30 protein-coding genes and 2 tRNA genes are annotated in these 26,707 nt (G+C 49.5%); 12 read left to right on the forward strand and 20 right to left on the reverse strand.

The annotated features are described in order from the left end of the window. The first annotated feature begins 17 nt into the window (after positions 1-17). From ACZ49R_RS07880 to ACZ49R_RS07890, 3 genes are all read left to right on the forward strand, one after another. A complete protein-coding gene (locus tag ACZ49R_RS07880; RefSeq protein WP_464732613.1) occupies positions 18-776 on the forward strand; it encodes a hypothetical protein in 759 nt (252 codons plus the stop codon). A gap of 323 nt (positions 777-1,099) precedes the next feature. Then, positions 1,100-1,516, forward strand: a complete 417-nt coding sequence (locus ACZ49R_RS07885) for an SCP2 sterol-binding domain-containing protein (protein WP_464732614.1) — start codon at positions 1,100-1,102, stop codon at positions 1,514-1,516. Beyond that, positions 1,513-2,568, forward strand: coding sequence for an alcohol dehydrogenase catalytic domain-containing protein (locus ACZ49R_RS07890; protein ID WP_464732615.1), 1,056 nt, complete (start codon positions 1,513-1,515; stop codon positions 2,566-2,568). The genes ACZ49R_RS07885 and ACZ49R_RS07890 overlap by 4 nt, the downstream gene beginning before the upstream one ends. Before the next feature lie 3 nt (positions 2,569-2,571). Here the strand turns inward: ACZ49R_RS07890 and ACZ49R_RS07895 are convergent. Continuing rightward, positions 2,572-2,663 (reverse strand) — tRNA-Gly (locus tag ACZ49R_RS07895). A gap of 371 nt (positions 2,664-3,034) precedes the next feature. On the opposite strand from ACZ49R_RS07895, the gene ACZ49R_RS07900 reads away from it, so the two are divergent. After that, entirely contained in the window at positions 3,035-3,988 is a 954-nt protein-coding gene (locus tag ACZ49R_RS07900) for an aldo/keto reductase (protein ID WP_464732616.1), read from the forward strand. Between the two features lie 179 nt (positions 3,989-4,167). Here the strand turns inward: ACZ49R_RS07900 and ACZ49R_RS07905 are convergent, their stop codons facing one another. After that, on the reverse strand, positions 4,168-4,320 hold the full coding sequence (locus tag ACZ49R_RS07905) for a hypothetical protein (protein ID WP_464732617.1): 153 nt from the start codon (positions 4,318-4,320) through the stop codon (positions 4,168-4,170). Between the two features lie 155 nt (positions 4,321-4,475). Between ACZ49R_RS07905 and ACZ49R_RS07910 the strand changes: the two genes are divergently transcribed. The 4 genes from ACZ49R_RS07910 to ACZ49R_RS07925 all read left to right on the forward strand — a co-directional run bounded on the left by ACZ49R_RS07910 (position 4,476) and on the right by ACZ49R_RS07925 (position 6,786). Further along, the gene (locus tag ACZ49R_RS07910; protein ID WP_464732618.1) at positions 4,476-4,619 is read left to right on the forward strand and encodes a hypothetical protein; all 144 of its coding nucleotides are present in this window, start codon (positions 4,476-4,478) and stop codon (positions 4,617-4,619) included. A 6-nt stretch (positions 4,620-4,625) separates the two neighbouring features. Continuing rightward, positions 4,626-5,465, forward strand: coding sequence for a zinc ribbon domain-containing protein (locus ACZ49R_RS07915; protein ID WP_464732619.1), 840 nt, complete (start codon positions 4,626-4,628; stop codon positions 5,463-5,465). A 234-nt stretch (positions 5,466-5,699) separates the two neighbouring features. Continuing rightward, a complete protein-coding gene (locus ACZ49R_RS07920) occupies positions 5,700-6,251 on the forward strand; it encodes an NADH-quinone oxidoreductase subunit B (RefSeq protein WP_011762091.1) in 552 nt (183 codons plus the stop codon). Position 6,252: 1 nt separating this feature from the next. Beyond that, on the forward strand, positions 6,253-6,786 hold the full coding sequence (locus tag ACZ49R_RS07925; RefSeq protein WP_011762090.1) for an NADH-quinone oxidoreductase subunit C: 534 nt from the start codon (positions 6,253-6,255) through the stop codon (positions 6,784-6,786). A 434-nt stretch (positions 6,787-7,220) separates the two neighbouring features. Here the strand turns inward: ACZ49R_RS07925 and ACZ49R_RS07930 are convergent, their stop codons facing one another. The 14 genes from ACZ49R_RS07930 to ACZ49R_RS07995 form a co-directional block, all read right to left on the reverse strand. Next, positions 7,221-7,490 (reverse strand): hypothetical protein, encoded by a 270-nt coding sequence (locus ACZ49R_RS07930; RefSeq protein WP_148682436.1) that lies wholly within the window; start codon positions 7,488-7,490, stop codon positions 7,221-7,223. Positions 7,491-7,492: 2 nt separating this feature from the next. Next, positions 7,493-8,716 (reverse strand): NADH-quinone oxidoreductase subunit D, encoded by a 1,224-nt coding sequence (locus tag ACZ49R_RS07935; protein ID WP_464732620.1) that lies wholly within the window; start codon positions 8,714-8,716, stop codon positions 7,493-7,495. Continuing rightward, positions 8,703-9,146 (reverse strand): NADH-quinone oxidoreductase subunit B, encoded by a 444-nt coding sequence (locus tag ACZ49R_RS07940; protein ID WP_464732621.1) that lies wholly within the window; start codon positions 9,144-9,146, stop codon positions 8,703-8,705. The genes ACZ49R_RS07935 and ACZ49R_RS07940 overlap by 14 nt, the downstream gene beginning before the upstream one ends. A gap of 120 nt (positions 9,147-9,266) precedes the next feature. Further along, positions 9,267-9,614 carry an NADH-quinone oxidoreductase subunit A gene (gene ndhC / locus ACZ49R_RS07945; RefSeq protein ID WP_464732622.1) on the reverse strand — a complete coding sequence of 116 codons (348 nt, stop codon included), beginning with the start codon at positions 9,612-9,614 and terminating at the stop codon, positions 9,267-9,269. Further along, the gene (nuoH, locus tag ACZ49R_RS07950) at positions 9,602-10,564 is read right to left on the reverse strand and encodes an NADH-quinone oxidoreductase subunit NuoH (RefSeq protein WP_464732623.1); all 963 of its coding nucleotides are present in this window, start codon (positions 10,562-10,564) and stop codon (positions 9,602-9,604) included. Before nuoH ends, ndhC begins: the two co-directional genes overlap by 13 nt. A gap of 1 nt (position 10,565) precedes the next feature. Continuing rightward, the gene (locus tag ACZ49R_RS07955) at positions 10,566-10,964 is read right to left on the reverse strand and encodes a 4Fe-4S binding protein (RefSeq protein ID WP_464732624.1); all 399 of its coding nucleotides are present in this window, start codon (positions 10,962-10,964) and stop codon (positions 10,566-10,568) included. Next, a complete protein-coding gene (locus tag ACZ49R_RS07960; protein WP_464734110.1) occupies positions 10,961-11,971 on the reverse strand; it encodes a thiamine pyrophosphate-dependent enzyme in 1,011 nt (336 codons plus the stop codon). The genes ACZ49R_RS07955 and ACZ49R_RS07960 overlap by 4 nt, the downstream gene beginning before the upstream one ends. A gap of 46 nt (positions 11,972-12,017) precedes the next feature. Continuing rightward, the gene (locus tag ACZ49R_RS07965) at positions 12,018-13,226 is read right to left on the reverse strand and encodes a transketolase C-terminal domain-containing protein (RefSeq protein ID WP_464732625.1); all 1,209 of its coding nucleotides are present in this window, start codon (positions 13,224-13,226) and stop codon (positions 12,018-12,020) included. Beyond that, the gene (locus tag ACZ49R_RS07970; RefSeq protein WP_464732626.1) at positions 13,223-14,161 is read right to left on the reverse strand and encodes a 2-oxoacid:acceptor oxidoreductase family protein; all 939 of its coding nucleotides are present in this window, start codon (positions 14,159-14,161) and stop codon (positions 13,223-13,225) included. The genes ACZ49R_RS07965 and ACZ49R_RS07970 overlap by 4 nt, the downstream gene beginning before the upstream one ends. A gap of 82 nt (positions 14,162-14,243) precedes the next feature. Next, entirely contained in the window at positions 14,244-15,347 is a 1,104-nt protein-coding gene (locus ACZ49R_RS07975; protein WP_464732627.1) for a proton-conducting transporter transmembrane domain-containing protein, read from the reverse strand. Continuing rightward, on the reverse strand, positions 15,335-16,951 hold the full coding sequence (locus tag ACZ49R_RS07980) for a proton-conducting transporter transmembrane domain-containing protein (RefSeq protein ID WP_464732628.1): 1,617 nt from the start codon (positions 16,949-16,951) through the stop codon (positions 15,335-15,337). Before ACZ49R_RS07980 ends, ACZ49R_RS07975 begins: the two co-directional genes overlap by 13 nt. Beyond that, a complete protein-coding gene (locus tag ACZ49R_RS07985; protein WP_464732629.1) occupies positions 16,939-18,216 on the reverse strand; it encodes a proton-conducting transporter transmembrane domain-containing protein in 1,278 nt (425 codons plus the stop codon). Before ACZ49R_RS07985 ends, ACZ49R_RS07980 begins: the two co-directional genes overlap by 13 nt. Further along, the gene (locus ACZ49R_RS07990) at positions 18,209-18,445 is read right to left on the reverse strand and encodes a ferredoxin:quinone oxidoreductase (RefSeq protein ID WP_464732630.1); all 237 of its coding nucleotides are present in this window, start codon (positions 18,443-18,445) and stop codon (positions 18,209-18,211) included. The genes ACZ49R_RS07985 and ACZ49R_RS07990 overlap by 8 nt, the downstream gene beginning before the upstream one ends. Beyond that, complete coding sequence (locus ACZ49R_RS07995) at positions 18,438-18,848, reverse strand: hypothetical protein (RefSeq protein ID WP_464732631.1); 411 nt, start codon at positions 18,846-18,848, stop codon at positions 18,438-18,440. Before ACZ49R_RS07995 ends, ACZ49R_RS07990 begins: the two co-directional genes overlap by 8 nt. Positions 18,849-19,055: 207 nt before the next feature. On the opposite strand from ACZ49R_RS07995, the gene ACZ49R_RS08000 reads away from it, so the two are divergent. Continuing rightward, positions 19,056-19,148, forward strand: a tRNA-Phe gene (locus ACZ49R_RS08000). Here ACZ49R_RS08000 and ACZ49R_RS08005 read toward each other — a convergent pair. Both ACZ49R_RS08005 and ACZ49R_RS08010 read right to left on the reverse strand, forming a co-directional pair. Further along, on the reverse strand, positions 19,127-20,251 hold the full coding sequence (locus ACZ49R_RS08005; RefSeq protein WP_011762073.1) for a branched-chain amino acid ABC transporter permease: 1,125 nt from the start codon (positions 20,249-20,251) through the stop codon (positions 19,127-19,129). The genes ACZ49R_RS08000 and ACZ49R_RS08005 overlap by 22 nt on opposite strands. Then, the gene (locus ACZ49R_RS08010; protein WP_464732632.1) at positions 20,248-21,219 is read right to left on the reverse strand and encodes a branched-chain amino acid ABC transporter permease; all 972 of its coding nucleotides are present in this window, start codon (positions 21,217-21,219) and stop codon (positions 20,248-20,250) included. The genes ACZ49R_RS08005 and ACZ49R_RS08010 overlap by 4 nt, the downstream gene beginning before the upstream one ends. A 50-nt stretch (positions 21,220-21,269) precedes the next feature. On the opposite strand from ACZ49R_RS08010, the gene ACZ49R_RS08015 reads away from it, so the two are divergent. The 3 genes from ACZ49R_RS08015 to ACZ49R_RS08025 are packed head-to-tail and all read left to right on the forward strand — an operon-like array spanning position 21,270 to position 24,008. Continuing rightward, positions 21,270-22,595, forward strand: coding sequence for an ABC transporter substrate-binding protein (locus ACZ49R_RS08015; RefSeq protein ID WP_464732633.1), 1,326 nt, complete (start codon positions 21,270-21,272; stop codon positions 22,593-22,595). Further along, a complete protein-coding gene (locus ACZ49R_RS08020; protein ID WP_464732634.1) occupies positions 22,567-23,307 on the forward strand; it encodes an ABC transporter ATP-binding protein in 741 nt (246 codons plus the stop codon). The genes ACZ49R_RS08015 and ACZ49R_RS08020 overlap by 29 nt, the downstream gene beginning before the upstream one ends. Continuing rightward, positions 23,304-24,008, forward strand: a complete 705-nt coding sequence (locus ACZ49R_RS08025; protein WP_011762069.1) for a branched-chain amino acid ABC transporter ATP-binding protein — start codon at positions 23,304-23,306, stop codon at positions 24,006-24,008. Before ACZ49R_RS08020 ends, ACZ49R_RS08025 begins: the two co-directional genes overlap by 4 nt. On the opposite strand, the gene ACZ49R_RS08030 is transcribed toward ACZ49R_RS08025, so the two are convergent. Further along, positions 24,001-25,284, reverse strand: coding sequence for a TldD/PmbA family protein (locus ACZ49R_RS08030; protein WP_464734111.1), 1,284 nt, complete (start codon positions 25,282-25,284; stop codon positions 24,001-24,003). The genes ACZ49R_RS08025 and ACZ49R_RS08030 overlap by 8 nt on opposite strands. Then, complete coding sequence (locus ACZ49R_RS08035) at positions 25,284-26,657, reverse strand: TldD/PmbA family protein (protein WP_464732635.1); 1,374 nt, start codon at positions 26,655-26,657, stop codon at positions 25,284-25,286. Before ACZ49R_RS08035 ends, ACZ49R_RS08030 begins: the two co-directional genes overlap by 1 nt. Between the last annotated feature and the right edge of the window lie 50 nt (positions 26,658-26,707).

Raw genomic sequence — 26,707 nt, forward strand, 5'->3', positions numbered from 1 at the left:
TAGACAAGTAGCTCTCTGTGGACTTAACGCTTCTGTTTATCACTACAATTGCTGTCTCAATTACAATACTAGGTCTCATAATGTATAGGCTAGTTAAATCGCTTGAGATATATCTAATTCCTCTCTACGCCGAGATAATTAGGAAGAGAGAAAGAGACTATATCTTAATGGAGTTTTTAACCTCGCTATTAGTATCAAAAGGCTTAGTTACACAAGTAGAGGCAGATGCTCTAAAGAAAATATCTACGACAGAACCTCTGACAGTAGAAGACTTAGATAAAATAGATGAGATATTAAACAAAGACCCCTCTCAACTCACCTTTGAAGAAATAACCGACTTGAAAAGAGTGGCGTATAAACTACTCGGTAGACTAGACAAGAAATCTGTAAGATTAGGTATGAAGCTACTTAAATATGCCGTTGGAATAGAAGAGACTTTTAAAACCGGCGTTGAGCTGCCGGCGAGGTCTAAGATAGAAAAAGTCGAGATCTCTTACGACTACGACACATGCTCAGTATATCTAACCACCTATAGAAGAGACGGCACAATTGAAAAAACGCAGGGCCCCGACTTGGAGTGCGTCACAGAGACAGCCATGATTCTCAAAGCATTGGCCAGGAGAAGCACAGAGGTCAACAAAGAGTTGGCAGAGAAAGCGTTAGCACGCTATAAGAAATGTAAAGAGAGCGATACGGCAGGATGCAAAGCCTTAAAAGAAGCTCTCAGCACTTTAGAGAGGAAATCTCTCGACCTTCTACTAGAGAGAAAACACTAAGGCGTCTGCCTAGATTTAAGCGTCGTGGCGGTAATCATAGATAAGATAGCAAGATCGATCGAACGGTAGACACATTGCCGTGTATAAGAGAGACCTTCACACGTCCATGTTATATACAACATCTTCAGCTAAAACAAAGTAAACTAGAGAGACGGAAATCTCCGTCAGAAATTATTTTCTAAAGCACCTATAAGATATATATGTCCTAAATACCACGTGAAAACGGATATGCTACTGTATCAAAATTTTTCACCTTAGCAATTTCTCAACTTAAAAATTTCTAAAAATAAACAATGTATTTAAATAAGTCTGAATTTTTATATATGGCGAAGTTTCCAAGCAAAGAATGGGCTGAAGAATTCTGTAGGGCTCTAAACGAATCTGCTGAGTATAGAAGCGCTGCCACTAGATGGGAGGGCGATATAATCTTCTTAGTGACAAACACACCTTCTCAACTTGGCGTTGGCGAGAGATCGGCTATGAAACTATATCTTAAACATGGCTACTGCCACGGAGTAGAGGTATACACAGGCGAGTCTATATCACAAGCCGACGCGCCATATATCCTTGAAGCTGATTACAAGACGTGGCTTGATGTAATATCTGGGAAATTACAGCCAATACCAGCCATGGTTTTAGGCAAAATCAAAGTCAAAAAAGGCAGTTTTGCAACGCTAGCTCAATACGCCTCAGCAGCACTGGCTATGATAAAAGTAGCACAAAAGGTTGGTATAGAATGAAAATACCTATAAGAATAAGGGCAGCTCTCTACAGATCGTCAACCCGCAATCTAGAATTGTCAGAAATTCCAACGCCGATGCCAGGCGAAGGCGAGGTGCTTATAAAAGTCGCAGCAACCGGCGTATGTCACTCAGACTTACATATATTAGACGGCGAAATGATACCGCCGCCCGATGGTTTTATATTAGGACATGAGGTGTCGGGCTGGGTTGTAGAATTCGGCCCTAGATGCGAAAACCCGCACGGTCTATCTCCAGGAGATCCTGTTGTAGTATCATGGATAATCCCATGTGGAAAATGCTATTGGTGTGTCCACGGCCAAGAAAATTACTGCCCATATGCTGCAACAAGAATGCCTGGAATTCTCGGACTCAATGGAGGACATGCCGAGTATATGGTAGTGCCTGAGACCGCAGTTTTTCCAATACCAAAGGGTCTGGACGTATACACTGCCGCGGTAATTTCATGTGCCTATGGAACAGCCTACAGAGCGCTAAAAGAGGCTGAGGTAAGGCCAGGTATTTCGCTTGTGGTAATTGGCGTAGGAGGAGTTGGGCTGGCGGCGGTAGAACTTGCCAATGCTCTCGGCGCTTATCCTATAATAGCAATCGATATAAGAGAGATGGCGCTTAAAAAAGCAAAGGAGTTGGGCGCTACTCATGTTGTTAACGCTGTAACGGAGGATCCAACATCGAGCATAAGAGACATATTGCCACAAGGCGCAGACGTGGTATATGAAACCAAGCCAACCCCCGATCTTAAACTTGCGATAGAAATTGTGAGAAGAGGCGGGACAATCCTAGTGACAGGGCTTGGCTCTTCTAAAATAGAAATTCCAGCAAACCACCTAGTTATGAACGGCATAAAAATTGTGGGAAGTCTCGGCTATAGACCAAGAGTTGACATACCAGAGCTCTTAGCCTTGGCGGCCTCCGGCAAAATACAGCCGGGTAGACTCATATCTCATAGATATACGCCAGACGAGATAAACCAAGCATATCAAAACCTAAGAGAGGGAAAACACCACAGAGCTTTAGTGATCTGGGGGTAAAGATGCGGCGGCCGGGATTTGAACCCGGGATCAACGGCTTTCCTCGCCGTTGGCGTGGAAGGCCGCCATCCTAAACCAGGCTAGACTACCGCCGCCATTTAGGTGATACCCCCCACTATTAAAGCTTTACAACCGAAAGTCTCGCCCTTTAAGGCGGGGATGTCTTGTAGACTATATTTTTCATGGCAGAGTGGTGAAGAAAGAGATGTGTTTAGTACGGTTGGGCGGGTCGCTTGAGGACGGCTCTGGCGGGGGACGTCTGCCGCCCACTAACCCCGGCAACAGCCGTGTTGTAGGGCTCTGCCCTGCGCTGGGGGAGAGCCGCCCGGCCCCTGGCACGTCATAGATGCCAATGAAGGACACGAGCGAGAAGAAAGCCCCTAGGCGTAACAGCCTAGGGACAGGCAGAGGAGGTCGGTGAAGAGATAAACGGTAAAGAGATAAATATAGAATTCAGAAAGTCTCTATGGAGTTGGTAAAACTTGGCAAAACAGACATGAGGGTGTCGCGGATTGGCATAGGCGCCTGGCAATTTTCTGGAGATGCATGGGGGGCCTTTACATACGAACAAGCAAAGGCCGTGGTGGCAAAAGCTGTTGAGGTTGGAATAAACTTCTTCGACACAGCGGCTATATATGGGAGGGGTAGAAGCGAGGAGTACCTTGGCAGAGCGCTAAGAGAGCTCGGCCTTCGAGACCAAGTATATATAGCTACGAAGATACATGGGGACTGGCTGAGAAGAATAGACATCCTAACCTCTGTAGAGAACCAGCGGAGGAGGCTTGGGGTAGACGCTATCGACCTTTACCAAATCCACTGGCCAGCTTGTTGGCATAACACGCCTATATGCGAAACGATGAGGACACTGGAGGAGTTAGTGAACCGCGGGCTTGTGAGATATTTGGGCGTGAGCAATTTCCCAGTCCAGCTCCTGGATTACGCCAGGAGCTGTCTCTCGAGAATAGACATAGCCACGTCTCAAAATAGATATAATCTACTGGAGAGAGAAGCCGACAAAGAACTTCTGCCATATCTCAGGAGAGAGGGCATAGTCCTCATAGCTTGGAGCCCTCTCGCCAAGGGCCTTCTAACTGGGAAATACAGTGTTGAGAATCCGCCTGCCTTTGAAGACATAAGGAGAAACGACCCCCTATATACGCCACAGAACCTCAAGCTGGCGCAACCGCTCATAGAGGAGCTCAAGCGCCTAGCCGCCGTATATGGCAAAACGCCAGCGCAAATTGCCTTAAACTGGCTTATTAGAGACCCCTGGATATATCCAATACCAGGCGCCAAAACCCCCGAACAAGTGGTAGAAAACGCAGGGGCAGTTGGGTGGATGCTTAAAGACGACGACTGGAGAAAACTAGACCGTCTCGGCTGGGAAATCTCTCAAAAGGTGGTATATGTGATGTGGTAACTATCCTTTTGTGGCGGTTACCACTTTCAATGTTCTGTACGTTTGGCTCATGGACGTCTATGACGCAAGGGAGAAAAGCTAGGTCGTTGGGAGAGACACGACCCGCTCTCTCAACTGTCACACGGAATATCCGAGCATACGGCCGTCGGCGTGTTGACACCCCGCCAGTAGAGAGGTGCTTATGGGAAGTGGGTTAAAAAACGGGGTTGTTTTACGGTGGTTCTCACGGCGTCTACCGCCAACGCCGCAATTATCGGCGCCGGCAGGGATAGGGCTTGGGGCGACAACAGCGGTGTGTCTCTTATGCCTGCGAGTATCAGTATGTTGCTCACGCGGCGCCGCTCAGCACCACCGCGGCCATGGCCACCGCGACGAGCCAAGACGCGTCAATAGTGGATAAACCCCTAGAGAGCCGCCATAGTTAACGCGTCGGCGAGCCCGCGGTCGCGTACACCGCTTAGTTTGCTCATATGGCAGAGGAGACAGAATGAGAAAGGCGAGAGACACGCCACACCTGACCTTCATCGTCGCTGAAAGTCAAGTGTGGCGAGAAAGAGACGGGGGAATTGAGGAGACGTTTCCCAAATACGGTCTCAAGAAGTACTTCATAAAGCAAGCCAAAGTGTTCTAGCGTGAGGTGGCATTCCACAGAGCGATTCCTCTTGATGCCCAGTTGAGAGTTAAAAACGAGAAAGATACTAGTGCGGCCATCTTCGTCGACTTGAGAAACGGCGTTATTAGAGTGAGGAGATTACAGAGCACGCTCGTAGTCCGTCTCAAGAGTCAAACCGTCGAATGGATAAGGAAGAGAGATGAGGAAGGCGCCAAGTTGAGACTCGCCTTCTTAGGCGTAGAGAAGCGGAGGGGCAAAGGGCCAACGTATGGAAAGCTTTACGTCGCTCTCATCTTCGCTAGAGAGGTCCAACTGGTGGAACCCAAGGCGATAGTGGTCATGGACATGAATAGATTGGACAGCGGCATCGTGGCGGGTGTAGTAAAAGACGGCAACATCGTCAAGCGGATGAGGCTCCCAGACGAGGGCGCAATCAAGGAGTTGAGGAGACTCCACGAAAGGATCTCACATTTTGTCGAACGAGCCGTAGGGGACTCGGCCAAGAAGGCACGTTTGGAGAAGATCGCGAGATACCTCAAGTCGAAGCGCTACGCGAAGATACGTGGCGCCGTGGAGCAGATCGCCGGAGAGATCGTCAAGTTGGTGATGGAGTACAAGCCCGCACGGCGGTACGGGTTGCCGTGTCTAGAGTTGTATTCAACAGTCTGTTTGAGATACGGCGCGAAGCTACAGGAGTTGAAGAACAGGAAGACGACACGCCCCTCCTACAGCTTCAACGACCACAGAGACAATATACCGTCGATATGGGCCAAGAGACGTTATTGGGAGATCTTCCGAAAGGTAAAACAACTTGCTTTTCCCCTCTCGGCGGCTATCTCACTTTATAAACTCTTCCACCTATGAACCACATCCCTGGTCCTGGGCCTCGGCGCCGCCAGCCCCCAATGACCCGAGCCCCTCGCCCGCGATCGCCCAAGCGACTCCGGGCGGGCCCTGAGCCCTCCCGGAGAGGGCCGGGAGCCGCAAAAGGGGGCTAACTATCCTCGTGTAGGGCTAATCGTCATATATCAGCGCCGAACCATTCAGTCATCAAATGTAGATAACAACGTATATAAAGGGTTTTCTACCCTAATCTGTATGTCACAAGCTTTAAGAGAGTTTTTACTTAAGAAGGCCAAACTTGAGAAGTTATTTAAATGGGGCGTGAGGTGGAGTCTTTGGCCAGTACACTTAGTCACGTCTTGTTGTGGAGTAGAGGTGGCGCACACCTCAGGCCCGGGCTTCGACGCCGAGAGATGGGGAGTTCTGCCCTTCCACACTATGCGCCAGAGCAACGTCATATTGGTGGAGGGAACTATAACTAAGAAGATGGCAAAGGTTCTCAAGATGGTGTATGAACAAATGCCCGAGCCTAAGTACGTAATCGCCATGGGGGCTTGCGCTGTCAGAGGAGGCCTCTTCTGGAACTCTTATCACGTGGTTCAGGTGGACACAGTAGTGCCTGTAGACGTCTACATAGCCGGCTGCCCGCCGACGCCTGAGGCTGTAATTAGAGCCTTTATAATGCTTCACAACAAGATCAAGGGCCAGCCAGGGCCCTACGTCGAGCCGACAAAGGTGGACTTAACGCCGTACCTACCGCCTCCGCCAAAGCCACAGCCAAAACCCATGGCTCAACAGGCTGGGTAATATGTCGGCGAAAATACCACCCAAGTGCCCACCCCCTGCCGACCACCCGTTGCTTGAGAAACTAAAGGCGGCGTTGGGAGACGCCATCTTGAACCACGGCGTGACGCCAGAGGGTCACCTATGTCTCATGGTGCCCCCCGGAAAGGTGAGAGAAGTCGCTACCAAGCTAAAGGAGTTGGGCTTCGATCATGTCCTTTCCCTAAGCGCCGTGGACTACATGGCCGAAGGCAAGTTCTTGGTGACGTATGTCTACGCTTCATACCTAAACCCAGACCTCAAAAACCAGCTCCTACACGTCAGAGCCGAGATCCCGCGCAACGACCCCAAGATAGCCTCTATAGCCGATATATATCCCTCGGCGGACTATGACGAGAGAGAGTGCCACGAGATGTTCGGCATATGGTTCGAAGGAAACCCACACATGGGCAAACGCTTCTTACTAGACCCAGACTGTTGCATAGACGAAAAAACAGGCAAACCCCTCTACCCACTACGTAAGGACTTCAAAGTGCCAGACTGGGGACTGATGGGCTAAACCCTAGGATAGTAAAGTTCGTTATAACCGAAAGCCTCACCCTTTAGGGTGGGGAGGGGGTTGTCTTTTTCTCACCTCTGTCGTATCTGTGCGTCATGGCTGGATTATCTGCTCAAGAAGGTTTTGACGTAGGTTCACACGGCGGTTTCTATTTATGAGTCTGCTGTAGGTTTGTAGAGATGTAGGTATCGTGTAGCGCAGGCGCCCGTTGATTGTGTACACGGTGCCTAGGCTGGCGTCTGCAGGCCGGCGGCTTTAACTTGGTATACATAGACTGCGATAGCTTTTCACTAGGCGTACGTCTGTAGCAACCCGGGGGAATCTTCTCCCGTCGTTTATCTACATCTATGGTATGTAGTAGGCGCATGTGTAGCTGTGTTGCTACCGGTTTGTCTGGGTTTGGGGGTTAGAAGTCTGTTGTGGTGAGTTTCGGTTTACGTGGTGGTGAGTCCGTAGAGCGGGTATCGTCTGAATGCGATTACTGTTTTCTTCTGGTTGGCGTAGGCCACTAGCTGTTCTACGTTCGCGGCTGGTACGTAGGCTATCCTCTTCTCATCTAGTGGGACGCCTATCATAGCCGCCTCGTTTTGTCTCAAGACGCCCATCTCCTTCAGGCGTCTTATCAGCTCTGTGACGTGGGCTTTGCCGTCTATGTCGACGATGACCTCCCGGCGCTGGTCTAGGTCGAAGAGGCGGATCTGCATACTCACCTATCCGCCTCTGGTGGGAAGTACCCGAATGACATGTACACGGCGGGCATGTCGGCGAGTCTCTCGCCTTTCATGGCCTCCACCATGGCCTTTAGGTTGCGCCAGCTCGGGGTGACGTAGCGCATGCGGTAGACCCTCTGGGCGCCGGTTGTCCAGAGGTGGATGTAGGTGGTACCTCTGGCTGCCTCGGCAACTGCGGCGTACTCTCCCGGCTCAGGATATATGTAGGTGTAGACGCCCAATACGCCTCCTATGCCTTCTCTACGATATTCAGGGTTTTTAAACAACAGAGCCTCGTCTATTACATCGCCTTGAGGCAACTCTTTTATAATCTGTTTAACTATTTTTATAGATTCGTAAATCTCTCGCCATCTAACTATTACTCTAGCAAGTGCGTCTCCCTCCTTCTCTGTCGCTATTTCAAACTCTATCTCTGGGTATGCATCATATGGATATATCTTTCTTATATCGTAGTCTATCCCGGCGGCTCTGGCGAAGGGTCCCACGACGCCTAGCTCTGCGGCGCGTTTTGCGTCTATCACGCCGACGCCCTCTAGGCGGGCCTTGGTCACTGGGTTGTCGAGGAAGATAGTTTTGAGGTCTCTCAGCTTCTCTTCCGTCTTCTTGAGCAACCTCTCCACGGCCTCGAGGTGTTCCCTCTTTATGTCTCGTCTCACGCCGCCGGGGACTGGGTAGGCCACTGTTGTCCTAGCGCCGGTGATCTTCGCAAAGACCTCGGCGTAGAGATCCATGAGAGCGAAGCTCCACATAAAGGCCGTGGAGTGCCCGAGAAATATACCCAACAGCGCGAGGTCGTAGAGGTGTGTTCTTATACGTGATAGCTCCGCCATTAATGTCCTTAAGTACTTTGCTCTGGGAGGCGGCTCTAGACCTAGGGCTTTCTCAAGGGCTAGGGTGATGGGGAGGGTTATGTTCATACTGTCCATTATCGAGGCCTTCTCTACCAGGGGGATAAGGGTCCAGTAGGGCCTGTTTTCAGCCAGCTTCTCCATGCCTCTATGGACGAAGCCGGGGTCCGGTACCACCTCCTTTATGATATCGCCGTCTAAAACCACGAATAGTCTCATGTGGCCTGAGCCTGGATGTTGCGGGCCGACGACCACGACAAGTCCCCTCTCGCCTCTTCTCAGCTCCTCCTCGTTCTGTATATAGAAGGTGTTGCCAAACTGTAGGTTAAAGGGCCACTCAACTCTCTGCATGGTCTATCTGCTTCTGTATCTTTTCCACAGCCTTTAAAACAGCTTCTGGAGTCGGCGGACAGCCGGAGACGTATACGTTAACTGGGACAACTTTGGAGGCGGGAACCATGTGATAACTCCCATAGAAGACGCCTCCCTTAATGGCACAGGCCCCCATGGCGATTACGTACTTAGGCTCAGGCATTTGGTCGTATATATATTTTACAAATTTAGCCATCTTAAGCGTTATAGTGCCCTCCAAGATTAGGATATTGCTCTGCCTAAGGCTACCTATAGGCAACATGCCGAATCTCTCGGCGTCATAAGCGGGGCCAAAGGTGTGTGCAAACTCGACGCCACAACAAGCGGTAACTAAATGTGGCGGCCAGAGAGACCATTTCGTGCCCCATCTGGCCACTCTAGAAACAGCTTGAGAGATAGCCCCCCTCATTAGTTTCGCCTCTTTTTCTTTATATAAGAATTTCTGAAATTTTATATAATTAAAAATTCGTCAAATTCGAGATAGATATCAGCCAATCGTCTAATATTCTAGAGGTTGATACAGAGGTTGTTAACTCCATTTTCTCACGTCAGCTAGGATTTTGAAATATCTGGCTACAATTGCGGCTAGTATAGCCATTAGGAGCGCTAGGGAGAGACTAAGCGGTAGCATATTTTCATTTGTTAAAACGGCAACTATGGCCAGGCCTAGTGTGGCTTCTACAGTAGTCACTAGGTAGATGTAGCCAATGTATTGCATAACTAACCTCCTCTGAATAGTTCCATAAGGCGGCCCCCCTGCCTCAAATCTCCTCTGCTTTACCTCAGAGGGCCTTCGGGGGGCTAGAAAGTAGCTTATTGCCACAAGAGCCGTTAGAAGTGTTATAAAGAGGAGTATGAAGAGTACTAACGCAACCATAGTAATACAAGAGACCAGGCCACAGCAACTATTGAGAGCACTAATAACTTGCCCCAGCCTAACGCCAGCGCCTGGTCAATTCTGTAGCGGGGGTAGATAGCTCTTACCAAGAGGGCAGGGATGATAAACACTGCCATTTTTACTGCTGTAATAACCACGCCAAGGAGGCCATCTGCTGGAGTCCAGCTGCCGAGAAATAACACCGTGCCGAGTAACGAAAGAGTGTATAGTTTGACATAGTTAGAGCCAAAGGCGTAGATAAAAAGTGTGGAGCCGTATTCTGTATATGGCCCTAACACTACCTCGGGCTCGGCCTCTGGTATTTCAAAAGGTAGCCTAGTCGTAGCCATGAGTAGAGCCACAAAATATGTGACAAACGCCAGCGGGTTTAAGAAGATGCCCCATAGCTCTCTCTGGGTCTCTACAACGCCAAAGGGATCCGCAGATTTATAGAGTAGAAACATGGCTAAAGCCGATAGGAGGAGGGGTACTTCATACGCCGCGGTTAGAAGTATTTCTCTCACCGCCCCAATGTAGGTGAACTTATCTGCTTCAGTCCAAGCCATAGCCACCACAAGCACGGCCACGAGCAGTATTAACACCAGGGCGATAGCTAAGCCGTGGGGATGATAAACAACGACAAACCCCGGCGCCGCCGCTATAAAAACCAGGGGGATGGCCTCTGCGAAAAATAAGATAATGGGGGCGACGGCGAAGAGAGCTCTATTGGTGTGAGTAGGTAACACAAGTTCGGAAAAAACAAGTTTGACAAGGTCGGCGATCGGCTGGAGAAATCCGCCAAATCTTCTAGACACATATAGGGGACCGTAGCGCCATTGGACTCTAGCCACAAGTTTTCTCTCTAGCCAAATAGCCACTACTAAAAATCCGAAGACTCCCATTACCCCTGGAAATACAACGGCGGCAAATATATCGCTTGGGATGGGCATATTATACAAGCGATTTTGTGCCAACGATAGGACTTACGTCGTCGGGATCCATCTCATTTGGTTTACGATATACATTTAGATCTGTCCAGACGATCTCTGTGTTATTTGTATGTCTAAGAGAACCGGTGGGACATGCATCTACGCAGTAGCCGCAGAGGATACAGCGGCCCCAGTCAATGCCAGGATATCTCTTCCCATCCGCTTCCAAGTGGAACCTTATGGCTTTGGCGGGACAGACGGATTCGCACAGCTGGCAACTTATACACTTAGTCCTGTCGTTTATTATAAAGCCCCTAATACGATCTCCGTAGTCTCTCCTCTCCTCCGGCCACCTTACTGTGATGGGGCGTTGGAAGACGTATTTCAGCGCTACTCCAAATATCTTTAGGTGGGTTATCATTTCCGCTCGGTGAGACAGGGCAGAGAAGGGTCGAGGGGGCCTATGACTTCCCTTCCCATGAGCCGATTTATCTCCTCGACGTCGCGATCAATTACTTTCTGTATGTACTCTATCTCGTCTGGCTTAAGGTGTCTAAATCTGCCCTGAAGCTGGAGGAAACACTTGACGTGTTTTCTCCTGGGTACCGGCAGTGTGACTCTGAATTCGCCGTTTTCTATTTCGTAGTTTACCCAGTAGCCGGTCTCCGTTGCCAACTCCAGCACCCTGATGGCGTACTTCGGCTCGAAGCGCCAGCCGGGGGTGCAGGATTGTAGTATGTGTATGAAGGAGGGGCCGTCCACCTCCATTGCCTTCTTGAACTTGTACACCATGTCGTGCACGTAGGCAGGATTTGCCGTAGCGACATACGGGATGCCGTGGGCGGCCGCGATCGCTGCCATGGGCTTCTTATGCCTTATGTTGCCAGGAACCACCTTGCCCGCAGGCGAGGTAGTGGTAGAGGCGCCGAAGGGCGTTGTCCCGCTACGTTGTATGCCGGTGTTCATATAGCCCTCGTTGTCGTACATGATGTAGATCACCTTGTGGCCCCGCTCCAACATTCCGCTGAGGGCTTGGAAGCCGATGTCTGCAGTTCCTCCGTCGCCGGCGAAGACCACCACGTTTATCCTCCTATTGGGGTCAATAACGCCCCTCCTCTTCAATGCCTTGATCGCAGCCTCTATGCCAGAGGCCACCGATCCGCCGTTTCCAAAAGCGACGTGGATCCACGGCACAGCCCAGTTGGTGCGCGGGTAGACCACCGTGGAGACCTCGGCGCAGCCCGTCGGGTTTATAATGATGGTGTCTGGGCCGAAGACCTTCAGCATGTGCCTTGCAATTACTCCGATAGTACAGCCGGCGCAAAGCCCATGCCCTGGCAGAAAGAGCTCCTCATTTGGAAGCTCAAAGGTTGCATATTCGTACTGTCCCTCATACTCCTCAGCCGCCTTCACCGCAGTTTTCACCATGTAGTTCTTTCGGATGTAGACAGGGATCTTAGCGAAGCGGCCTCCGCTACTCATAGCCGCCCCTCAAGCCGATTGTGTAGGTCTGGTTAGGGGCCCACAGCCCCTTGGCAACCTTTACAGCCGCTTCGTATATCATGTCGCTGTCTATCGCCCTCATGCCGATAGTCGCCAACGCGTTGTAGACAGGCCTCTGTAGAGTAGCCGCAACTTCAGTTGCCATCGGCCCTATAAGAGGTCCGCCGTGGTTAATTGCCCTATCTATCACGAAGACTTTTTCTATGTCGTCTAGCGCTTTACGTAACTTGTCGCCGGGCCAAGGCCTAATCACGCGTAACCTCAAGGCGCCGGCCTTGACGCCCCCCTCCCTAAGCCTATCTACTACCTTCTTCACCAAGCCGTATATGGAGCCATACGTCACTATGGCCAGCTCTGCATCTTCTAGTCTGTATGTGTCAAAAAGGCCATAGCTCCTGCCAAACCACTTGTCGAACTCCCTATCTATCTCCTCTATCACTTTAAGAGACTCTCTCAAGGCTTCAACTGCTTGCCATCTTATTTCCCAGTACCACTCAGGCGTCCCTACAGCACCAAGTTGAAGCGGGTTGTCAACATCGAGCTTAACCCAAGATCTGGTGATGGGGGCAAATCTCATGACATCCTCCTCGTCCTCCGGTACATCAAGCGGCTGAAGGACGTGGCTTGTCCAAAAGCCGTCGTAAGCCACTACGGCAGGTAGGTGGACTCTCTGGTCTTCTGCAACGCGGTATGCTTGTATGATTGTATCAAAGGCCTCTTGAGCATTTTGGACTATGTATATGATCCAACCCAGCTCTCTCATAGTCATCACATCGCTGTAGTCGCCCCACACATTGATAGGCGCAGATATTGTTCTTGCCGCAACCCCCATGACTATTGGCAGTCTTAGACCTACAGCGATGGGGAGGTTTTCATACATATGCATCAAGCCTTGTGATGAGGTCTCTGTAAAGGTGCGGGCGCCCATTGCCGATGCTCCAATAACAGCAGACATCGCGCTGTGCTCGCTCTCGACCGGTATATATTCGGCGTCTAGCTCGCCGTTGTTTACATATTCGGCCAGCTTCTCCACCACTGGGGTCTGTGGGGTGATTGGGTAGGCTGCGATGACATCGGGTCTGCACATCTTGACGGCTAGGGCAACTGCATGGTTTCCAGTTAGCGCTATCCTCTTCTGGGCTATTTTCTTCTCTCTCGGGACCAGGGCTTGGGCTGTCATATCTCTCTCACCATCTGTATTGCCCTTGTTGGACAGACCTCTGCGCAGATCCCACAGCCCTTGCAGTACTGGTAGTCGATGTCGATGACCTTAGTCCTAAAGATGCGGCCTCTCGGCCCCGGCGCCTCCCTCCAAGCCTCTATTATGGCGTCGTCTGGACAATACAGCCAGCACTTTCTGCACATTATACACTTGGAGTGGTCTATAATGGGCTTCTCTATCCTCCAGCCGCCCGTGAGATACTGCAAGCTGCTGCCGGGGCCGACGGCGCCGCCCTTGTTCACCTGTTGCCAACCCACCAGCTCGTAGGGCCCGGTCAAGAAGGCCGATGTGGTGGATATTACCCCTTTCGGCTTCGCGGAGGCCTCCACCTTCTCGGGCTTGAGGACAACGGCCACCTCGTAAGCCTCCTTCGTGGCGGCGAAGTTCTCCTCCACGGCCTTGCCCAGCTGGTTCTCAAATGCGGTTTTTATCGACTCAAGCCTGGGGAAGCCCATCACCTTGGAGAAGGCGCCAGCCAGCGGACCGTTTGGAACGGGGAGACCCACGTGTTTCATGGCGATGCCGACTGCGTCCACCACTACGATATAGACGTCGTTTCTCCCTACAATCTTCCGCACCTCTTCGGGTTGCTTAGCGCTGTTTACAATGACATAGCCACCGGGCTTTACAGCATCTATAGCAAATCTCATGGAGTCGATAAGTTTATCGTCAAATATAATGACGGCATCCGGCGTCTTGATGGGCTCTAAATCCTCAATGGGGTTTTTATCTATAGTGAGAAAGGCCTTGACAGGCGCGCCTCTTCTCTCTGCGCCAAACTCTGGGTTTGCAATGGCGTAGAATCCGTCCATAACAGCGGCATTTGCGATGATGTATGTAGCAGTGACGATTCCCTGACCCCCACGGCCAAGCCAGATAGTTTCTATACGCACGTGTTAAGAAGGCGTGTAGATTTAAAATATGTTAAGTTCTTTGTTTTCTTATTTCTACGGATAACCTAGTAGAAATTTTATTTTATAATAACGAACTAACATGATAAATAAACCAAAGAGGTGCGGTTACGCCTATAGCGGCTATAATTATTCCGACGGCGGCTGGAAAGACGTCTCTGCCCTCTGTTATTACTTCCATAAGTCTAAAGTAGTAGGGGGCCATCGCTACAATATTAGCCAAGACGTAGAGTGCATAAACAGTGCCCATTTTTTCTGCGACTAAAATCACCAGGGCGGCTTTAGGCCAAAAGCCAAAGAGCGGGGGCAAGCCTATCTGGTGTAGCACCAGAATTCTCGTTGTCCAACGGTACGTTCCTGTGTTTAACGCGTAGAACAAGCCCATTTTTCCGAATGCGTCGGCTAATACTAATGCCAAAGTGACCTCGGGCGCAATTGGATATATAAAAATGGCGAAACCTGTATGTGTCACAGTAGAGTAGGCTAGTATCCGCCTAGGTTCTACGCTAGTCAAAGCGCCGAGGTTACCCACGGCCATTGAGAGAGCGCCCAGTGCGTAAAATAAAACAGCCGGCGTCTCTGGTCTTATTGCAAGTAGTGCAAAAGTTGCGGAAAGCTTGGGCAAACTCGCCAGTATGGCCAGGCCAGCTGGATGTGTCCTGCCGTAGACATCTGGAACCCATAGAAACATAGGGGCTACGCCTAGTTCTAACGCTACCGCCATTAATATAAACGCTTCGCCCATTGCCGTGCTTCTTTGGCCAAGTCCAATGAATAAGAAAGAAGAGGCGAAGGTGGATACTACTAGATATCTAAAAAAGCCCTCTAAACTTCCCCTGTCTCTAACAGTTGCGACAAGTGCCGCCGGTGCTAGTATTGCAAAAAGAAATCCAAGCCCCTTTAGATATGTCGGTTGTTGAAACATCAAGTAGACTCCACTTATAGATAGGGCTGAGGCAAGGCCGGCGTAGTTCCTAAACACGCCGCCGCCTATAGCTACGACAGCCAAATAGAATGGTAGAGACAGGAGGTATAGCGGGGAGTTCTGCCACATGAGGAAGGCGACTAATGTTATATATGTCACATCGGCGACAGCCCCCCATCTGTTAAAGCCGACGGCTACTCTTATGGCAAAGTAAGTTGGTAAAACAAGCTCTATGCTTGCCATAGTGCCACCAATAGGATAAATGCCGTTGCGATACCCACTAGGTAGAGATAGTAGTCAAGGCTTAAACTAGATACTCTAGCCGAAACTCTACGCACTATTTCAACAAAACCGCCGTGAAGCGCAGTGTCTAAGAGTTTGTCTCCTATGGTTACAACATCTGTTAAAAGACGCCAAGCTGGCGCAACTCTTTTCAACACCTCATCTACAAAGTGGTCGAAATCTGCCACCGCCTTCCACAACGCCGTATAAAACACAGGCGCTATTTTATCAAAGAGGATCGGCAGATAAAGCCTACGCCTTAGCAAATTAGGCTCTCCGGCAAATGCCAATATAAAACCGGCGAGTGACCCCAGGAGTATAGGCTTTGGCAATGTGAAGAGGAAGAAATTTGGCACTACTACTAGGGCTAGATAGGGCATCCACATAGGTTCCCAATCTCCTTCTGTCGGCTTTATCAATAGTTTTCCGAGGTAGCCAGCAGTCAAGACTGAAACTGCCACAGTCCACAGAGGTGCATCGTTTTTAGCCAATGCCCCCACAGGCGTTATGCCAAGGAGCGTGAACATGGCAAGCGCTATCGCGACTTTAGCAACTAAAGGGTAAGCCTGGGGGAAGCGGCTGTGGCTTACATGAATTGCGTGACCAACTGCCATAAACAGCGTCGCCTTTGCAAAGCCGTGGGCGTATATAAGGAGGAGCGCCTCGTGGGGTTTCTCCAGGGCCAGTGCTGTGATCATGCCGAGGTAAGAGGCTGTCGACGCGGCCAACGTGAGCTTGGGCTCCCTCTGACCCAGCGCGATTAAGCCGGAGATAAAGGCAGTTGCGGCGCCCACCGCTAGTGCAACCCCCGCGGTCCAGTGTGGCATCACGTGACCAAGCTTGAGGAGGAGGATGGGCCCCGCCTTAACCATGGTAGAGCTGTGCAACAGAGCGCTCACAGGCGTGGGGGCCGACATGGCCGTCATAAGCCAGTCAGTGAAGGGTAGCTGGGCGGCTTTTACAAAGGCGGCTAGCAGTATAAGCGCCGCGGCTACGTCCCCCAAGGGCCCCCACCTGCTCAAGTAGTCGCCGTATTGGACTGCCGTGGTGGCCAGCCCGATGAGGATGGCGGCGGTGCCCACCTCCACAGTCAATATGGCGCGCAACGCCGACGCGGAGGGAGGCCACAGCCACTTCATCCCGGCGGCGTATTCGCCGTCACCCACATAGCCCATCTCGTAGCCGTCTCTATACGTCAAGATGAGGCCCCAGCTGGCTAGATCCAGCCCAGCCCACCCCGCCACCAGAAGGGCCCAGTGGTCGGCGAGGAGAAACAGCTCCATGGAGGCGAAGAACACCCCCATCCATCCCCAGAACCAGCCGGGCCTCTCAAAGCCTTTCATGTAGAAGTGGGAGTAGACGACAATGGCTAGGTAGACGCCGGCAACGAAGGCCGCCGGCTCTAGGTACTTTGCCGTTAGATACGGCGTGGAGGGGTTGGCACCTAGGAGGACGCCTAGGAGAAAGGTGGTGCCTGCGGCCACCGCGGCATAGCCTCTAGAGACTAGAAGGTCAGCTAGCGCTGCGGTATAGGCAAGCGCCAAGAGAAGCTCTAGTGTAGCCATAGGGGCAGAGCCGCTAGCAGGACGTAAGGCGCGGCGGCCGCCGCTAGAGTTGCGGCGTACATGTCAAGCGGGTACTCCACCTGTGCTTCGCCGGCTCTATACAACCGGTTGAGCAGGTAGAAGCTATAGACCGCGGTGGAGAGAAACGCAAAGACAGCCAGAGCCGCTGCCGAAAAGGTCGCGGGAACCCCGGCGGCGACGTACGCCTTGCCTAGGAGGTTTATGCCAAAAAGACCGGCCAGAGCCACGAAGCCGAGAATCTCGACAGCCAGAAGGTGGCGGTCCCACCTGACAGCGTCTATCTCTCTAGTATGTAAAGAGACAATGTAAATCCCGGCCAACATGAAGAGAGCCGCCTTGGCGAAGGCGTGGCCTACAAAGAGGAGAGCAACGGCCGTGTAGCCGAAGTCCGCCTTAATAGAGGCCGCCGCTAGCAGTAGGCCCATGTTGGCGATTGTTGAGTCCGCCAGCGCGCGTTTGAAGTCGGCCTCTCTAAACACAAGTAGGGAGCCGTAGACGGCGGTGGCCAAGCCGTATAAAAACAAGGCCTCAAGCGGCCACCCGACGCCGGTCTTAAGACGCCATATCCAGTAGGCCATGAGACCCACGTGTATAGGCGACAAGAGCGCGCTGAGGGGAGTGGGCGCCTCGGCGTGTGCATATGGAAGCCAGAAGTGGACGCCCGCCGTGCCCATCTTAACCAGAAGGCCCAGCAACACGAGGAAAGAGGCTAGGCTAGTTGCCGTGAATTCTCCCGCCGTAAATCTGCCAGTGAGGGCGACCCCTATTAAGAATAGTATCGACCCAATCTGGGCCCATATGAAGTATAGCAGTCCCACAAACCTTCTGTTGCCGTAGCCGAAGTACCATATGAGGAGGAAGCTAGTGACGATGCTGAGCTCCAGCGCCAGGAAGACGAAGAAGAGATTCTCAAACAGTATAATGTAGACGAAGGAGAGGACGTATAACGCGTGGACGCCGTAGTACCAGTTGGGGGCGCCCAAGTGTTTTAGATACCGAGGCGCGTAGAAAGTCACAAGCAGACCCAACAGTATTGCGGTGGCTATAAAGGGTAGTTTATGTCCATCCATGGCTACTGCAACTTGTCCTACATACGGCAGAGTGGTTAAGACGGCGGAGCCGGGGGTTAGGAAGAGTAGCATTAACGCTATAGACACGAGAGCCGCCAAGTGTCCCAGCCTTAATGCGACAAGTGCTAACAATACCGATAGTGCTGTAGCCAATATGAACAATTCGCTATACATAGCCCTCCTTTGCCATTTTAAATAATACGGCTACCATGAGCACAGTCTCGGCAACCCCGGCTACAGATGCTATAGCCACAAGCGAGATATCTTCAGACATAGCGGCGCCCAATATGCCGGCCATTACCGCCATCTCAACGCCGATTATGACACGTACAAGTGATACGGCTGTTGCTACAACAGCCATGCCGCCGACCAAAAGCACTATAATTAACGCCACCTCAATCATGAGTTAACCTAGCGGCTATTATGAAGGAGTAGAGAAGTAACACCGCTAGAAGAGGGATAAGCCAAATGTCTAGTGTGACATTTGGCGTTTTTTGAATGGGGTAAGTGGGCAATAGAACTAAGGGAATGGCAGCCAATGAGGCAAGCGCGATGGCTCTTGCCTCGGTAGGTCTTCTATCTTCGGCAATTGACGCAGCGGCGATAATTACAAGAGTTAAAGCAGCAACTATATACACTAGAGCTATAAGTATAAACGCTATAGATAGCGCAGGATGAAAAGCCCAGACAGCTCCTGCTACAACTACCCCTAGAAAAGTTAAGGAGATAGAGGCCAGTATATTATCTCTGGTTTTTAAAACCGCGGCGACTAAAAGTACCGTAGTAACTAGAAAAACCCAGAGCATGGTGACTCTCAAAGATCTGTTTAAAAATTCGTCTAAATACATTTCGAAAAATAGATAGTGGCCAACTGAGAATATTTGAATGAAATATCACTATAGATAAAAGAGGTTTAGCTGTCGCTCGTCGTATGCCAAATTACAAAACTTTCGGCGGCTTGAGTTATAAATTGGCGTAAAAAGCTTAAAAATCTACAAGATTTAAACACATAGGCGGCCGTAGCTCAGCGGGAGAGCGCCCGGCTGAAGACAGCTCGCCGAGCCTTCAACGGGCGGGCCCGGGTTCAAATCCCGGCGGCCGCACCACCTCCTTGTCTATCTAATTTTGTTACTTTCCTCTTAACTGCAAGTGGCGTGGATTCTTCTGGCACCAAGCCCTCTGGCTTTATGGCTATTATCGCTAGCGCAAGTGCGCCGAAAACCATATACGCCAACCACACGGGGTCGAAGCCCAACACTGCAGATAGCTCATATTTATACATGTCTACCAGGCGGCGCATAGTTACAAAAATGAAAACCCCATTTACGACACCGAGGTTATTACCCATGCCGCCTAGGATCATTATAAGCCATGGGTAGAAGGTGAAGGTTATTCTAGTAAAAGAACTCGGGTGCACAGCCCCCGCATAAAGTGCATATAAAGCCCCTGCTACAGCAGACACAGCACCGCCTATAGCCATAGCCCATAGTCTCAGCGCCGTGGCTTTGCGGCCGAATACCTCTACAAGTTCAGGATCTTCTCTATGTACTTTGAGAGCTCTGCCGTAGGGAGATTGTATAATTCTCTCTAGCGCTAGATATATGAGGAGTGCGATAGCGCCGCTTAAAGCTGCAGCACCTATATATCTAGCAACGCCGCCGCCAAAGATTTTTTCAAATATAGGCGGAATTGATACGCCAAAAGTACCTCCCACGAGAGGTTCATAATACCTCCCGATGTAGAATAGAAAATCGCCAAAGGCAAGTAGAGTAATTGCGAGATAATCTTCGCGAAGTCTAACCGCCGGCGCTGACATAGCGACGCCGATAACAGCGCCTACAATAAGCGATATTACGAGTGAGGTTAGAAGCAATAGAAAAGCGCCTTGGAAGTCCATTACTCTCGACAAAGTAGATACGATAGTTGGATTGTCGTAGACAAAGTCGCCACTTACGCCATACATAGCCATAGCTATCCTAGATATAACTCCGCCGACTATAAAAGCGCCTGCTGTTACTGTTAGAACTTTTCCAAAATTTGGTATCCCACCAATTCCCGCCTCTAGATTTACTGAAAGTGCTATAATTGTGAATATTGCCACATCTATGATAGTACCTAATACATACGATACGACGTCTAAACCCGTTAAAGCGACGGCTAGAACCGAAAGGAGGTAAATATACAGCCCAATTAAACTAAGCGGCTTCATCTCCTTCTAAGAGAGGTCAATCCCTGTGGTATTATAATTAGGAAAAGAGCCACTGCTATAAGCGGTAGGAGAGGCCTATACTGAAGTACTACATACGGCTCTATGGCAACAATAGACGCAATATATGTGGCAAGTGGTACTTCCACAAAGCCCATGAAGAAGGCGCCTAATACAGCTCCAAATATATTACTAAGGCCGCCAGCTATACTAGCGGCGAAGATATTTGCAAGAATCATCCAACCTGTATCTGGCTCTACGGAGAGATAAAGAGTTAACACAGCACCGGAGTATCCAGCTAATACGCCGGCGATAATCCAAGCCACTAGATAGGCTCTATCTACGTCTATACCTAAAGACCTGGCGAGTTCTTCGTTTTCTACAGCAGCTCTTAACGCTATGCCAAGCTTAGTTTTTACGAGAAAAATATATAAAACCGCTGAGGTGAGGGCAACAGAAAGCGGGCCAATAATTGCAAGGCCTGGAAAGTCTCCTATGTTAAAATCCATACTCCTAAGCGTATAGCCTCTGGTGAAGATACCCCATATTCTGCCGAGGTAATCTGCTATTGCATTTAACGCGCCTAGAATTATGATGTTATACGCCATAGACGCCATCATGAGAATTGTGGGAGAGGCGCCGCGCTTATATATTGGCATGAGTGTATAATACAATACAACCGAGATGGTGATAGAAAAAGGCAATGCAATAAGTCCAGCGACGTAGGGCGAGATTCCAAATTTCTGGCTTAACGCAAGCGCGGTAAGTGTGCCTACTCCCATTATAGCGCCGTGTGCAAAGTTGGGAACTTTTGTAGTGATGTAGGTCATTGCCAAACCTACGGCAGCTAATGCCAATATGCTTGAGTACATCACGCCGTCGACCGCCAAACGTGTGGAATATATAAGTGAGAAAAGCCAACCCGCCGCCAGTAGAATAACAATAAGCCAAAAGACAGTAGATTTGTTCATAAGTGCGCGAAAGAAGAAAATACTTTAAAATATTTTTCATTATCCTTTCTATGAGTTCAAAAACTCTAGGCATAATAATTGGTATATTAGTAATTCTAGCAGTAGCGATATTTTTACTAATTGGCACACCACCTGCCGCCAAACAAACCACTACGCCTCCACAGCCTACTACGAATTGTACATGGAAGCTCGTCGGCATGTATATAGCATCTCAGGACAGAGTTATATATGGCGAACCTCAACCAGTAACACCGCCTCAGGGCGTATTGACGCCGGTCATTGTAAATATCACTGTAACACCTGCCGACAAGTTTATTGACATTGGCGTGCTTCAACCTCTCTCAGGTAGGCTTGGTTCGTTAGGCGAGCTTGCGAGAGCTGCGGCTGAATTAGCGGCTGAAGACGTCAACCGCTATCTTACTAAAATTGGCGCGCCGTTTAGAGTTAGAATTTTGGCAGATGACACACAGGCAGATCCCGCTCTAGCACTAGAGAAGTTAAAGTCGCTACATGCAAAAGGCGTGAAGTATTATATCGTGAGAACCTCTGGCGAAGTTAGACAAATGAAGCCTTATGCAAATGAGAACAAATTAGTTTTAATATCTGTTTCTTCTACAGCGCCTGGCTTAGTAACATCGAGCGACTATGTCTTCCGTCTGCCGCCAGATGACACAAGACAAGCAAAGGCTTTAGCCGCGGTGCTTAAACAACAAGGCGCTAAGGCCGTTGTGTTAATATTCCGCAACGACGACTGGGGGCGCGGCATAGCCACACAGTTGCAGAATCTCCTAAAAGACGAAATGGAAGTTATCGCCGCGGCCGCATATGACCCTCAGAAGTCAGAATTTTCTGCAGAGGTAAGCACTTTGGCAGAAAAGGTATCTTACGCAGTTAATAAATACGGCGCGGATAAAGTAGCTGTTGTGGCGCCAGGTTTTGCAGAATTACAAGCGATCTTTCTAACTGCAGCTAACTATCCAGTATTAAGTCAAGTGAGATGGTACGGCACTGACGGCTCTACAGGCCTAAAAGAGTTGACAGACCCCAAGGTTTGTCAATTTGTATTGAAAGTTGGCGGTTTTGTTAGCACGAAATTTGCCCCAGCAAAAAGCCAGTATTACGACCGTGTTAGAAACTATATATTAAGCAAATACGGTAGGGAGCCAGACGCGTATGCCTATAATGCATATGATGCAGTTTGGCTAATAACATACACTATATTACAAAACGGTGGAGATCCGGACACGACGAAGTTCTTTGCCAAATTCCCAGAGGTAGCCGCCAACTACTTTGGCGCCTCTGGATTAACAAAGCTTAACCAAAACCACGATAGAGACACCGCAGATTATGCACTCTGGGCACTTGTTGGTAGCTAGTGACATAGTAAAAAAATTCGGCGGGCTTACGGCGCTTGACGGTGCAACCATCGCAGTACCCCCCAACTCTTTTGTTATTTTAGCAGGCCCCAATGGCTCTGGTAAAACTACCTTACTTAATGTAATCTCCGGTATTTATCAACCAGACAGAGGCAAGGTGATATTTGAAGGGCGTGATATCACATACACAAAGCCGTATATAAGGGCGCAACTCGGCATCGCGAGAACTTTTCAAACGCCGCGTGTTGCATATAAAATGTCTGTGCTTGACAACGTTATATTTGGCTATGTAAGTAAAGATACTCCTCTTGACTTTAAGTGGAAAGCGAGAGAGAGAGAACTTGTCAAGAGGGCATTTGAGGTTTTAAAATTAGTAAAACTTGACCATATGTGGGATAGGCCGGCAAGTCAATTAAGTGGCGGCCAGTTAAAGCTTTTGGAAATAGCTAGGGCTTTAATGGCTAACTCTAAGCTTATATTAATGGACGAGCCTGGCGCAGGGCTGAACCCCACTCTTGCACATGAGCTTTTCCAATTTATGCGTGATTTATCACGCCGAGGTCTTTCTCTCCTTGTTGTGGAACATAGGCTAGATATAGCAGCTGATTATGGCGATTATATGTATGTGCTTTACAACGGCAGAGTGTTAGCAGAGGGAGAGCCGGCCGAAGTCTTATCTAATCCACAGGTAATTCAGGCGTTTATGCTATGATCAAGACTGTAAACTTAGAGGCAGGATATGGAAAGCTACAAGTGTTATTCGATGTAAATTTCGAGGCATTTCCGGGGGAGATAACCGCAGTACTAGGCCCAAATGGCTCTGGAAAATCTACACTACTTAAAGCAATATTCGGTATAGCAAGGGTATACAACGGCCGCATATACATAGGAGATAGAGATGTGACAAAACTTCCGACACATGAGAGAGCGAGGCTGGGAGTTGCGTACGTCTCTCAACTTAGAAACGTATTCTCCACACTTACGGTATTAGAAAACTTACGTATGGCTGCCTATCAGATGTCTAGCGTAGAGTTTGAAGAAAGGCTAAGAGAAGTCTCAGATATCGTGCCGCTTCGCGAAATTCTAAATAGACGTGCCGGCGAGTTAAGCGGCGGTTGGAGACAGCTTGTGGCAATAGCTATGGCTCTTGTAAGACGTGCCACTATTTTTATGTTAGATGAACCGACGGCACAACTAGCGCCTAAGATGGCAAACCAAGTTTTGGACGTGGTTTTGAAACTAAGAGAAGCGGGCTATACTGTTGTTTTAGTAGAGCAAAATGCGAAAAAGGCGCTTGAGGTTTCAGATAAAGCCTATTTATTAGTCAGCGGCCGCGTCCATTGGGTAGGCCCAGCAGACAAACTTCTGGAGGAAAAAGAGTTGGGGAGACTTTACCTAGGGTTTATTAAGTAGTTACGCCGATATTTCTCAGAACTGCGTAGGGGGCTGTCGAGGGGACTGGCATGTCCCACCAATATATCTGTCTCGCCTCTTTAGAAAGCTCTGCCACGTTTTTTACTACGTTTTCAAGCGTGTCTGCAATCCTGATGTATTTAACAACAGCCGCCGGCTTTCCATCTTTTATCTGTAGAACTATATCTCTACCTACAGTTGAAAACTGGCCTGTTTTTACATTTTGATACCTAGTATACCAATTATTGTGGATATAGAAGCCGTTTTTTAGATCTAAGAAAAGCGCGTCTAGCTCTCTAGGCCCGTCTCCCGGCGCTATATCTATATGTCCAGCAGCTGGCCTCGCCCAGCCATATAAGGCGTGTCCTGTAGATTCTGTGCCAAACGCATTAGCTGTCCTTCTGTTGTGTATAAATCCGCCGAGTATGCCGCGTTTATATACCTCCACAAGTCTCGGCGTTATGCCTTCAAAATCAAAAGGTACATAACCATATACAGAGGGGTCATATGTCTTCTCTACTACAGTGAGAAGGGGAGACGCTGTCTCCTTCCCCAAATCTTCTTTTGAATATCGCGAGCTTCCGCTCAAGATCTCAAGCCCATTTGCCCACATTTGGACAACTTGTCCTATTAAGTGGCCGAGGACAAGCGGCGAAAGTACAAGATCAACGACGCCAGACTCTACACGTATATGTGGTAGGCCTCTCGCCAGTGAGAGAATTTGTGAATTCTCCCTACCCACAGCCTCGGCTCTGATTTCAGAAAGCCTACGGCCGGCGATGGCGCCAGTCGCAGAGAGCTCTCCGAGGAAAGACCTAACAGTCATATATACTCTATTCACCGAATAAGACCCCTCACGCCCAGTTGTATCTTCATACCAGGCCTTGGTATATGTTAAGTGGATAACTCCGGCGTTTCTCTCAACTCCTTCGGCGGCGTCTATCGCCTTTTTGACAAGATCAGGTATTTTTTCAAAATCCTCAGGCGGCTCGCTGTAGTCAGACGGCTTAGGCCCGCCTACTGGCACATATAGAGGGTCCTCAGGTAACGACATGAGACGGGAGATGGCTTTCTCCACTTGGTCTACAGAGAGAGACCCGGTGGCGCTAAGAAATGTCGTTTTTCTACCTTTTGCAAGGTATAGATATGTATTTTCTATAGTCCAGTTTTTAAATACAGTAATTTCATTATTGGCAAATCTAGCCATATAGTTTTCTACTACGGTTTTTACAACTGCCGCCTCGTCTACTCTCTCCCTAATGAACTTAAGTAACATCATACCACTACCCTAAGCCCCCTACTTCTAAACGTGGGGCCTCCCATTGTAACTGGCACGCCTTGGGGCGGGTTGCCTTTGCCACATGTACCTATAAACAGTTGGAAGTCTCTGCCGACGGCGTCTACGCCGCCCCAAAGCTCTGGCGTGTCCACCTCTATAAAGCCCTTCACTGGCTGTTTAAGCTCGCCCCCCTCGATTAAATATCCCTCAAAAATTCCGTACCTCCCAGAGTATCTAGTGTCGTTGATATTCCACTCTGTGTAAGACACTACATAAATCCCGCGGCGTGTGTCTCTAATTATTTCATCGGGGCGCCAATCGCCTGGCTCTAGATATGTGTTAGACATCCTGGGGATAGGCTCTCTGTCAAATGCCGAGGCTCTAGCTCCTGCGTTGCTATGGGCGCCGATTGCCGCCGCATATTGTCTATTTGTAATAAACTCCGTGGCCCACCCGTTGCTGACGAGTTTCTTTGGTCTTGCTACAACCCCCTCATCGTCGACAAGATAAAAGCCGTATGTACCTGGCACAGCTGGGTAGTCTGTGATATTAACAAACTCGCTACCTATTCTAACTTTTAGATTGTTTGGTTTTATATATGACTCGCCGGCCTCGGCGCCCTCGCGGCCGTAGATTCTATCTAACTCAAAGGGGTGCCCCACTGATTCATGTACTAATATGCCAGTCATCTCGGGGCCAAAAACAATGTCGTATCTCCCCGGCGAAACAGATCTGGCCTTCTCTAGAAGGACTAGAGTCTTCTTTGACTCTTCTTCTACTATTTTTTCAGCGTTTCTAAGGGAGTCGGGGGAGGTCCCGCCGAGGAATATATCCCTCTGGAGACTACCTAGAGAGGGCTCATGGGCTATAAACATGCCGAAGAGATACACCCTGGGCACCCTGCTGTATACATCCGCCCCATCACTTGTTAAAATATGTTTTTCAGTTATCCAAACAGAGGCATAGAATCTTCTCACTGACAATCCCGGCGCTGTGTGGCTATCAAGAGTTTTTACGAGGTCTAGAGGGTCTAGATCTAGCTCAGGTAGGCTGTAGTTGATTTTTGCTAGTTTCTCCTCGCTCAAAGTCACAGGCGTTTTTCTAACTCTGCCGGCGGCTTTAGCAAGTTTTACAGCTTTTTCAACAGCTTTTAGAACTTTGTCTAGCTCTAGTTCTGGAGTAGCCGCAAATCCCAAGCCGCCTTCTGCAATTGCTCTTATTGCAATCCCCTCGGAAGAGAACGTAGCTAAGAATTCAAACTGGCCGTTTCTCACAGCCGCCACGGAGCCATAGTCTTTTTGCCACCTCACTTCAACATATGTAGCACCTAGAGAACGACCGTAGTCGAGCGCTTTTACAAGTAGCTCCATAGTCGAGAGTATTGATTTATGTATAAAAAATATAGCTTATTGTGATGTCG

This window comes from Pyrobaculum organotrophum (assembly GCF_055384425.1).